The 10,817-nt window shown below is 38.0% G+C and carries 13 protein-coding genes; all 13 read left to right on the forward strand.

Annotated elements, in window-relative coordinates; genetic code table 11:
* The coding region (locus tag ACH2CJ_RS21960; protein WP_394996790.1) for a hypothetical protein at positions 1-338 on the forward strand (338 nt) is incomplete at its 5' end.
* Between the two features lie 37 nt (positions 339-375).
* Positions 376-2,688 carry a glycoside hydrolase family 3 N-terminal domain-containing protein gene (locus ACH2CJ_RS21965; protein WP_394996792.1) on the forward strand — a complete coding sequence of 771 codons (2,313 nt, stop codon included), beginning with the start codon at positions 376-378 and terminating at the stop codon, positions 2,686-2,688.
* 1 nt (position 2,689) lies between these two features.
* Positions 2,690-3,178 carry a cupin domain-containing protein gene (locus tag ACH2CJ_RS21970; RefSeq protein WP_394996795.1) on the forward strand — a complete coding sequence of 163 codons (489 nt, stop codon included), beginning with the start codon at positions 2,690-2,692 and terminating at the stop codon, positions 3,176-3,178.
* 64 nt (positions 3,179-3,242) lie between these two features.
* On the forward strand, positions 3,243-4,013 hold the full coding sequence (locus ACH2CJ_RS21975) for an SDR family NAD(P)-dependent oxidoreductase (protein WP_394996798.1): 771 nt from the start codon (positions 3,243-3,245) through the stop codon (positions 4,011-4,013).
* A 50-nt stretch (positions 4,014-4,063) separates the two neighbouring features.
* Complete coding sequence (locus tag ACH2CJ_RS21980; RefSeq protein WP_394996801.1) at positions 4,064-4,267, forward strand: SDR family NAD(P)-dependent oxidoreductase; 204 nt, start codon at positions 4,064-4,066, stop codon at positions 4,265-4,267.
* A gap of 2 nt (positions 4,268-4,269) precedes the next feature.
* Positions 4,270-4,821 carry an SDR family NAD(P)-dependent oxidoreductase gene (locus ACH2CJ_RS21985; RefSeq protein ID WP_394996804.1) on the forward strand — a complete coding sequence of 184 codons (552 nt, stop codon included), beginning with the start codon at positions 4,270-4,272 and terminating at the stop codon, positions 4,819-4,821.
* The gene (locus ACH2CJ_RS21990; RefSeq protein WP_394996806.1) at positions 4,821-5,738 is read left to right on the forward strand and encodes a helix-turn-helix domain-containing protein; all 918 of its coding nucleotides are present in this window, start codon (positions 4,821-4,823) and stop codon (positions 5,736-5,738) included. The genes ACH2CJ_RS21985 and ACH2CJ_RS21990 overlap by 1 nt, the downstream gene beginning before the upstream one ends.
* A gap of 106 nt (positions 5,739-5,844) precedes the next feature.
* Positions 5,845-7,038, forward strand: a complete 1,194-nt coding sequence (locus ACH2CJ_RS21995) for an FAD-dependent monooxygenase (RefSeq protein ID WP_394996808.1) — start codon at positions 5,845-5,847, stop codon at positions 7,036-7,038.
* A 105-nt stretch (positions 7,039-7,143) separates the two neighbouring features.
* Complete coding sequence (locus ACH2CJ_RS22000) at positions 7,144-7,323, forward strand: cytochrome P450 (protein WP_394996821.1); 180 nt, start codon at positions 7,144-7,146, stop codon at positions 7,321-7,323.
* A gap of 12 nt (positions 7,324-7,335) precedes the next feature.
* The gene (locus ACH2CJ_RS22005; RefSeq protein ID WP_394996810.1) at positions 7,336-7,491 is read left to right on the forward strand and encodes a hypothetical protein; all 156 of its coding nucleotides are present in this window, start codon (positions 7,336-7,338) and stop codon (positions 7,489-7,491) included.
* A gap of 483 nt (positions 7,492-7,974) precedes the next feature.
* Positions 7,975-8,955 carry a VOC family protein gene (locus ACH2CJ_RS22010; RefSeq protein WP_394996813.1) on the forward strand — a complete coding sequence of 327 codons (981 nt, stop codon included), beginning with the start codon at positions 7,975-7,977 and terminating at the stop codon, positions 8,953-8,955.
* Between the two features lie 113 nt (positions 8,956-9,068).
* Complete coding sequence (locus ACH2CJ_RS22015; protein WP_394996816.1) at positions 9,069-10,184, forward strand: alpha/beta hydrolase family protein; 1,116 nt, start codon at positions 9,069-9,071, stop codon at positions 10,182-10,184.
* Positions 10,185-10,210: 26 nt separating this feature from the next.
* On the forward strand, positions 10,211-10,817 hold a 607-nt coding region (locus ACH2CJ_RS22020; protein ID WP_394996819.1), incomplete at its 3' end, for an FAD-dependent monooxygenase.

Consider the following 10,817-nt stretch of genomic DNA (forward strand, 5'->3'; position numbering starts at 1 on the left):
CTCTAATTATAGGCACTTTGTATCCTTTTGCAGTCTATTTTTTGGCAGGTACGGCTCTGCATTTGCCCGCTATGTTTTTTACTTATTTTCTGATGGGAGCAATTCCACTCGTGGCGGCTGTGATTCCTTCGGAAGCTGTGCCTGTACATTTGAAGGCGAAAGCAATTGGTTTGATTACGGCCGTTGGCGAAATAGTAGGAGGGGTAATCGTGCCAGCCATTGCGGGCGTACTTTCTGATAAAATCGACCCTTCGGCATTTCTTTGGGTGTCGGCAAGCTTGGCAGTTTTAGGGCTTTTATTTGTTTCCAAATTAGAAAACAACCCATTAAAAAGATAATTTTACGAAAAATATTTTTAAAAATCAATTTAAAAAAATGAAAAAAACATCGCTTATTTCAGCACTATTCATTTGTGTAACAATTTCGGTTTTTGCCCAAAAAAAATGGAGCGAAACGCCAAAAGAAACTTTTAATCTCATCAAAAATCAGGGCGGACAAAGCCTTGGTTATTCGCCAATGTCTGGCGTTAAAATATTAACTATCAATGGTTTAGCTTTCAAGGATTTAAACAAAAATGACAAATTGGATAAGTTTGAAGATTGGCGTTTATCAGCTGATGTTCGTTCCAAAGATTTAGCTACAAAACTAAGTATTGAAGAAATTGCGGGTTTGATGTTGTATTCTTCACATCAGTCTATTCCTGCACGTGCGGGAGGTTATTTTGCAGGAACATACAACGGAAAGCCATTCAAAGCGGGTGAAACTGACCCAACTGATTTGACCGACCAACAAAAGAAATTCTTGAAAGATGATAACCTTCGCCACGTATTACTTACGACCGTACAAACGCCCGAAATTGTTGCCCAATGGAACAATAAATTACAGGCTTTTTGTGAAGGCATTGGCTTTGGAATTCCTGCCAACAATAGCACCGACCCACGTCACGGCACAAGGGCAAAGGCCGAATATGATGCTGCGTCGGGCGGTGAGATTTCGATGTGGCCAAATTCGTTGGGCATGGCAGCAACTTTTAACCCCGCTTTGGTACAAAAATTTGGAGAAGTTGCCGCTGCCGAATACCGTGCGTTGGGTATCACCACGGCACTTTCGCCCCAAGTTGATATTGCTACCGATCCTCGTTGGGCAAGATTCAACGGTACTTTTGGTGAAAGTCCTTTGCTTTCGGCGGCTATGGGACAAGCCTATTGCGATGGTTTTCAGACAACTAAAAACGCACTAACAGGTTGGGGTTTTGGTTCTGTCAATGCAATGGTAAAACATTGGCCAGGCGGTGGTACGGGCGAGGGTGGGAGAGATGCTCACTATGGTTCGGGCAAATTTGCAGTTTATCCTGGCAATAATTTCAATGCTCATTTAATTCCGTTTTTGCAAGGAGCATTTAAGCTAAAAGGCAAAACAATGATGGCATCGGCAGTGATGCCATATTATACAATCTCTTGGAATCAAGATACAAAAAATGGCGAAAATGTAGGCAATAGCTATAATAAATACCTTATCAATGACCTTTTGCGTACAAAATATAAGTATGATGGCGTAGTATGTACCGACTGGGGAATTACGGGCGAACACAAACTATTGGATTCATTTTTAGATGGTCGCTCATGGGGTGTCGAAAACCTTTCGGAAGTTGACCGTCATTATAAAATATTGATGAATGGTGTTGACCAATTTGGTGGAAACAATGATGCAAAACCCATCATTGCGGCTTATCAAAAAGGCGTTGCCGAACTTGGCGAAGCCAAAATGAGAGCCAGAATGGAGCAATCGGCCGTACGATTGTTAAAGAACATTTTCAGAGTTGGTGTTTTTGAAAATCCTTACTTAAATCCAGAAGAAACCAAAGCGATTGTTGGAAAACCAGCCTTTATGAAAGATGGCTATGAGGCTCAATTGAAGTCGGTTGTATTGCTTAAAAATCAAAAACAAACTTTGCCAATTACCTCAAAAAAGACTGTTTATGTGCCAAAACGTTTCAGTCCAGCCAGCCGTAATTTCTTGGGTGTAGAAACGCCTGCTTCTACCGATTATCCTGTAAGCATTGATTTGGTGAAAAAATACTATAACGTTACCGACAATGCCGATGAAGCAGATTTTGCCCTTGTTTTTATTCAAAATCCTACTGCAACCATTGGTTATAACAAAGAAGATTTGAAAAATGGTGGCAATGGTTATTTCCCAATAAACCTACAATATGGCGATTATACGGCAACCGAAGCTCGTGAAAAAAGCATTGCAGGAGGCGACCCATTAGAAAAATCGAATGACAGAGGCTACAAAAACAAAACAACTTCAACTACTAATATTTCAGATGCTCAATTGGTTGCCGAAACCAAGGCAAAGATGAAAGACAAACCTGTAATTGTCTCAATTTTTACGTCCAATCCAATGGTTTTCAGCGAAATAGAAAAAGATGCTGCTGCAATTATTCTCAATTTTGGCGTGCAAGATCAAGCCTTATTAGAGATAATTTCAGGAAAAGCAGAGCCTTCGGCACTATTGCCAATGCAAATGCCAGCAAACATGATTACCGTAGAAAAACAAGCAGAAGATGTTCCTTACGACATGATTCCTCACAAAGATTCAGACGGAAATACCTATGATTTTGGTTTTGGAATGAACTGGAAAGGCGTGATAAAAGACAGTAGAGTTTTAAAATTCAAAAAGTAAAATGGAAAACTCAATTAGAAGAGTAGTAACAGGACATACCAACGATGGCATAGCCATTTTTACATCTGACGAATCTTATGAAACAATCGTAATTCCATCGGGCGATGCCGCAATGGCAACCATCTGGACAACAGCCACTGTTCCTGCTGATTGTAATGACGAAACTGATGGAAGAAAAAGAGATGCAGGAACAACCCTAAAAGGCGGTTCGGTCATTCGTGTAGTTGATATGTTGCCCAATGCTTCATCGCCTTTGCACCGCACGAGCAGCATTGATTACGGAATCGTTATTTCTGGAAAAATAGAGTTAGAGCTTGATAATCAGGTATTTAAAATAATAGAAGCAGGCGGAATTATAGTTCAAAAAGGTACAATTCATAAATGGAGAAATCCAAGTTCAGAAGAAATTTGTCGAATCGTTTTTGTGTTGACCGAAGCAAAACCTTTTAAAGTAAATGGTGTGGAATTGGAGGAATGTATGATACATTAAATCGGGAATGTGGAATTGGGAATTTTTTAATTCCCAATTCCGAACTCTCAATTCCCAATCAACTATGAAAGATTTATTTAATTTAACTGGCAAAACCGCCCTCATCACAGGCTCAACTTCGGGCATGGGTAAAGCGATTGCTCATGCAATGGGGATACATGGAGCTAAAGTGGTCATTTCGAGCAATGATAAAGCAGGTGTAATCCAGACCGTCGAAGAATTTCGTTTGGCAAATATCGAAGCCATTGGAGTAGAGTGCGATATGGGAAACAAAAGTGATATTGATGTACTTTTTCAGCAGACAATTGGCACTTTTGGAAAGATTGATATTTTAGTAAATTGTGTAGGAATAGCTTCAATAGGCAGTTTTTTCGAAATAAATCAAGAAAATTTCGAGAAAACGATGGCTTTGAATCTACAATCGGCTATTTATCTTACAAAATTAATTCTTCCATCAATGCAAGCTCAAAAAGATGGAGTAATCATTTATTTGGCAAGTATTGCAGGAGTTCGTGGCAACAGATATTTAGGACTTTATGGCATTTCAAAAGCAGGTTTGATAGAAATGGCACGAAATCTTGCCGTTGAATTTGGCCCAGATAATATTCGAGTTAATACCATTTCGCCAGGCATGATAAATACACCGTTTTCAGAATCTTTGATGAAAAACGAAGAATTTATGACGAAACGTTTGGCACAAACTCCCCTCCGAAAAGTAGGAGAAGTAGAAGAAATTGCAGGTGTAGCCGTCATGCTCGCCTCAAAAGCAGGTGGTTTTATTACAGGACAAAATATTATAGTCGATGGCGGAACAACGATTAGTGATGGAAATTGATAAAAATTGAAAATTAGTGTATTCGTAGCAATTAAATTTTTTTAGATAAAATGAGATTTGAAAATAAAGTCTGTATCGTAACAGGTGCAGCATCAGGAATTGGACAAGCAACAGCTATTGCTTTTGCTAAAGAAGGGGCAAAAGTTGTGTTAACTGATTTGTCAGATATGACTGAAACCATTTCTGAAATAGAACTCATTACTCATCACTCATCGCTGTTAAATGCAATATTGCGAAAAGAGAAGATGTTGTAAATTTGATAAAAACCACTATTGATACTTTCGGACGTTTAGATTGTGCCGTAAACAGTGCAGGAATTGCAGGAAAACTTTCGCTACCTGTGCATGAATACCCCGAAGAAGAATGGCTCAATCAGATTCAAGTAAACCTTATCGGGACTTATTATTGTGTAAAATTTCAGTTAGAGCAAATGATGAAGCAAGGCGGCGGAAATATAGTCTGTGTTTCGTCGGCCGCAGGTTTGGTTGGTCAGCCTGATAATTCATCTTATGCTACCTCAAAACATGGCGTAAATGGCTTAGTAAAATCGGCCGCAATAGAATATGCCACAAAAAATATTAGAATAAATGCCATTTGCCCTACAGCCATCGAAACACCAATGATTATGCACGGAAGAAGAAATTTGGCAGAAAATCCAGCCGCACTCGAACAAGCCAAAAATCACCAACGTATGAAACGCATGGGACAACCCAGCGAAGTAGCCGATGTGGCCCTTTGGCTTTGTTCCGATCAATCGAGCTTTATTACTGGGCACTGTATGGCGGTTGATGGAGGGGCTTTTGCTTGATGAACTCAAAAAATATGAGAGGTCAAAAGGAGAAAATATCACTATTTAAACCAGACGAGCTGTTCGATTTTCATTTTCGAGAAGACGGGAAAATGAATATTGGGCAGTCCCATCTTTATTTTCATATCAATCGGATTGAAGATGTGATTCATTATTTGAAATTTCCTGTAATACCTCATAAAAAGACCTTATTTGATTTTATTTTCTTAACGAAAGGTAAATCAAAAAGAAGTAAAGGACTAAACGAATATGAATTTTCTGAGAATACTTTTTTCTTTTTGCCTGCTCTTCAAATTACTTCATGTGAGCAAATCACAGAAGATTCACGTGGATTTTTTTGCCATTTTGACCTTCAAATTTTTGATGAGATTTTTCCCCATCATTCTTTTTTGGAAGATATAGGGTTTTTGCAACATCATGGAGAACCGCTGGTCGAGGTTTCTGATGAAGTAAAAAACACTATAATTACATTGCTCCAACGATTAGAATCCTATTATTTATCAGCCACTAAAATAGATTTAGAATTGATTAGTTTGCACTTAGCAACTATTTTTAGGGAATTGCAAGTTTTGGAAAAAAAACAAGCTAATTTGCCTCAAAAATCTGCTTTTATAGTAACAAACAAGTTTAAAAACCTTCTTTCACAGCACATATTTAAAACCAAAAAAATAACGGACTATGCCGATATGCTTGCAATTTCGCCTGAATATCTAAACAGATGCGTAAAATCGGTTACAGGAAAAACTTCACAAGATGTTTTAACAGACATGATTCTATTAGAAGCCAAAGTTTTGCTCAAACAAACTGACCTTAGTGTGGGAGAAATTGCTTTTAAATTTTCAGAAATCAATCCGAGTGATTTTATTCGACTTTTCAAGAGTAAAGTAGGAATTACACCAAAAAAATATCGTCAATAGTCATATTTTGCTTGTTTTTTACTTTCTTTCGCTTATTTTTATTTTAATATTTAACATAGATTTGTGCAATTATATATGTGAATTGTAATAAAAAAATAAATTTCAAATGAAAGGAAAAAGAATTGCAATAATTGGTGCAGGTCCAGGGGGGATAGCTGCGAGCATTGCTCTCTCACAAGCAGGATTTGACGTAAAAGTTTTTGAAAAAAGTATTGAAATAACCCCATTAGGTGGTGCTATTATTCTAAATGCAACAGGGATTGTGATTTTACGAAAATGGGGAGTTGATGTAAACGATATATTTGCAGCAAGAGAACCACAATTTAGACGGTACGACGGTAAAATTCGGGTGAAATTTGAGTTAGATAAAAGCCTTTTAGACAAAGCAGGCGTAACAGGTTGGCAATCAGGCATGATGCGTGCCGAGTTATATGAAAGATTGTTAAAAGTGGTGCCCGAAGGCATGATTCAAACAGGTTACACCTATATCAATCATCAAGAAACAGAAAATGGAGTTAAAGTCAATTTTGCTGATGGCAAAAGCTATGAAGCCGACTTATTGATAGGGGCAGATGGTATTAATTCGGAAGTTAGACAACAACTCTGGGGGTATTCTGAACCCAAGCATTTAGGAATTGCGGTTTGGTTGGGTTGGTGTGAATTAGAAGGTGCAGATAGAACCAATATCATTATTCAACACAATCAAAAGTATCAATTTGGTTTTGCACCACTGATTTACAAAGGTAAAAATTGTTACGAATGGTGGTTTGTGGAGAAATGTACAGAAACACAGGAAAAACCAAAAAATGTAATGGGCTACATTAAAGAACGAGTGGGGCATTTTGCAGACCCCTCGGCAAAAATTTTAGACCATACAGACCCCAGCCATCAATTATTTAGATGGGTTGTGAAATACCGTGACCCACTCAAAAAATGGTCAAAAGGACGAGCAACAATTATGGGAGATGCCGCACATCCAACATCACCTTATGCAGCTTATGGTGCGGGTATGTCTATTGAAGATGCTTTTTTCTTGGCAAAATTTTTAAAAGGAAAAGACCTTTCTGATAATGCATCATTGCAAGAAGGACTACAAAAGTATGAAACCGAAAGGTTGGAATTTACAAACAAAACTACTGTTTTTGCTCGAACATTGGGCAAAATCTATCATGGTTTACCGAAGCCATTGGCATATTTGAGAGATTTGTTTTTAGATAACTCTTCTAAACCAGGCAAAGAAATAGCAAAAGGCTACACCGAAGAAGCTCAATCAGTTTTAAAGGGAATTCTTGAAGAATAAGGTTTCCTCCAATTTTTCAATAAAATATAAACGATACATAGCAATGGCTTTTAGTCCTGAAGTTTTAGAAGCGATTTATTCTTATATGTTTATGCTTCGGCTGTAATTAATTTCAGACGTAATGCACTGGAAGATATTGAAATTCGTGGTCAACAAATCAAAGCGAGCGATAAAGTAGTATTGTATTATGAATCTGCCAATTTTGACGAACGAGTTTTTCCTGACCCTGAGAAATTTGATATTACCCGTGATGCCAAAAAACAAGTGGCGTTTGGTGCAGGTTGACCTCTCCAATGTTTGGGCGAACATCTTGGTCGCCGAGAAATGCAGGTATTTTTTGAACAATTAATAAAACGTGTTGACAATATTACCATAGTTGAAGACTTGATGCGTCCGCCAAACCATCGTTTTAATATGTGTAAAAAATTTAAGGCTTCTTTTATAGGAGCGTAATTTGAAAAGTGATTTAATATTAGGCACGATTTTGTGGGTTTTTTCTACGAAATCGTGCCTATTTTTTATAATTTCCTTAATTCTTTGAAAAGCTATTGAAGGAATAATAACACACCTTTTCGCAAAAATATACCCTTCTAATTTCGTGATATAGTTCATTACGCTTGATTTTTGAATTTTCGCTACTCAAATACGTCGTTAAGCCCTTTGTTCTTCCAATGCCATGTTTGTCATACAAAAACTCAACTGGTTGAATCTAATCATTGAACCTAAGATAATGATATTTTTAAAATGCGATAGGCACTTTTATCAACTATTTTTCTGTTTACGAATACCATAAACTCCAATTTTTATTCCATTTAAAAAAAATGGATTGATTTTGATTGTTTTTAGATTAATTATGATTCACATCATATTAAAATAAAACTTAGTTTTGTATAAAATTTACTTTGAATATTATAATAAAAAGAAACTATATAAAAAATGGCAAAGAATCCTCATTATTTATCCCAATTAGCCTACGTTGAACTATTGAGTACGAACCTTGCAGAAACCGTAAGATTTTATACTGATATAGTTGGAATGGACGAAACAGGTCGTGATGAAAACTCGGTTTATCTTAGAGCTTGGGGAGATTATTTCTTTCATACACTCAAAATCACGCAATCAGATACCAAAGGACTTGGAGCAGTTGGTTGGAGAGCCGATAGTGCCGAAGCTTTTGATGAATGTGTTGCACATTTAGAAAACATCGATGCAGGAAAAGGCTGGATTGATGCCGACCTTGGACGTGGAAAAGCATTCAAATTTCAATCACCAGACGGACATAAACACGAGGTTTTTTGGGATGTGACTTGGTTGAATGAAAAAGGTGAAAAAGGCAGTATTTATGCCGACCGCTACGCAAGTAACCGCCGTATTGGAGCAAATCCACGTAGAATTGACCATTTTACCTACTTAGTTGCCAAATTTCAATATGCCAAAGAAAAAGCATTTTGGCAGGGAATGGGCTTAAAAAACCCTGACGAAATCAGAATGGAAGACCATATCCCACCAATCGGAGGACTTTGGACAATCGGTAATCTTTCGCATGATATTGCGGTTTTTTCTGACCCAAATCTTGAACCAGGTCAAGGCATTGCCAATCATATTTGTTATAACCTCGATAGCCGTGAAGAGGTACTTTTGGCACTTGATTGGTTTACCGAAAAAGGCTATAAATCGGTTTGGGGAGCTCCAACTCGCCACAAAGCCGACGAAGGATTTTTCTTTTACATCATGGAACCACACACAGGTATTTTACTCGAAATTTTTGCCTGTGGAAGACTAATATTTGCTCCTGACCACGGACCAGATGTTCATTACCTAAAAGACAATCCAAATGATGCGTGGGGCTTAACCAACCCATTTGCTGAAATGGCAAAAGGCAAAATCGGTGGACTTGAAAAACCTGTGGATATTTGATTAATGGTGACGGGGTCGCCCGTGCGATGTTAATGCTGAATTTAAAAAAAATAATTTAATCATTAACTCCAATCATTAAACATTTACCATTAATCATTTAACATTAAAAAGAAATGTGGCATTTTTATCCTGGGCAGTATATGCCCTCCTATCAAGTAAATAGAGCATTGAGCCAAGCCCATTATGGCGGTGGTGAATTTGCTGAAATTATAGAAGTTGCTCAAAAAATTAACCCTGAAAACAGGGAGAGTTTCAATGCTGCATGGCTCGAAAAAGGCAATGAAGTTTTTGGCTGGGCAGAAGATTTTGAGAAAAATAATGCACCTGTATCTGCAAGACGCACCTATTTGAGAGCATTCAATTATTTGCGTACTGCTGAGTTTTTCATGAATCTGCAAGATGATAGAAAACTGGATACCTATACAAAAGCAAGAGAAGCATTTATTAGAGCCATACAATATTTCGACGAAAAACCGCTACAAATAGAGGTTCCATTCGAAGGCTCTTTTTTGCCAGGATATTTGTTCAAACCAGCAGGAGTTAAAAATCCTCCTGTAATGGTAATGTTTGGCGGACTCGACAGCCTTGCCGAAGAACTGTATTTTGGCATCGGAAATCATCTGAACGAAAGAGGCATAGCACTTTTGGCTATTGATGGACCGGGGCAAGGAGCGGCTTTGCGTTTGAATCATATCCATTCTCGACATGACTATAATGTAGCAGGAACGGCTGTATATGAATATGTTGTAGAAAACTTAAAAGATGAAGTTGATACCACACGAATTGGTATTGCTGGCGTTTCTATGGGTGGATACATGGCGGCACGTTGTGCGGCATTTGAGCCTCGTTTTAAGGTTTGTATGGTTTATGGTGCAGTTTGGTCATACTATGCGGTATGGGCTGGACGTAACGGAAAGCATCCTTTGGCAGAAATCGTCATGCACATCATGGATGCTAATAGTTATGAAGAGGTTTTGGAGAAATTAAAAGGCTTTACGCTCGAAAATGGTGTTGCCGAAAAAATTTCGATGCCTACATTTATCATGCACGGCGGAGACGACAAACAGAATTTTGTAGAACACGCCATCTCACTCGAAAAACATTTGACCTGTGAACACAAAATGAAAATCGTACCATCTGGCGAAAGCGGTGCCCAGCACTGCCAAGTAGATGATTTTATGCCAACTTTGGATATGTACGATTGGATTGCAGAAAAAATCAAAGCATAATCATTTAATATTCAACCTTATATAAAATGAGTAATATAAAAAAAATCTTGGTAGTTGGAGCTGGCATTGGCGGTCAGTCTGCTGCAATTGGTTTAAAAAAAGCAGGTTTTGAAGTCGATATCATAGAACTACATAAAGAATTTAATGTTTATGGAGTCGGTATCATTCAACAAGCTAATGCCCTCAGAGCCTTAGATGCCATCGGTGTCGCCGACGAAGCGATGCGTAGAGGTTCGCCCTATGGAAAAGTAAAACTTTGCTTACCTCATGGTGTTCAAATCGGAGAAGCAGGTACGCCACCAATCGGGAAATTTCCAAGTCATAATGGCATTTCTCGCAGAATTTTGCACGAGGTTTTATTTGAAGAAGCACAGAAAATTGGTTTAAAATACCGAATGGGTGTATCGGTGGAAACCATTGATAATCAGCCTGATACAGTGAATATTACGTTTACAGATGGCACAAAAGATAGTTATGATATTGTGATTGCAGCCGATGGTGCAAACTCAAAAGTACGCAAACTTGTTTTCGGTGAATTCAAATCAAGTTATGTTGGTTTGTCAGTTTGGCGTTATGCGTTCAAGCGTCCTGCGAATTTAGATACTGGTTACATTTTCTTCAATAAGAAACACA

It is taken from the genome of Emticicia sp. (genome assembly GCF_043780375.1).
Classification (GTDB): Bacteria; Bacteroidota; Bacteroidia; order Cytophagales; family Spirosomataceae; genus Emticicia.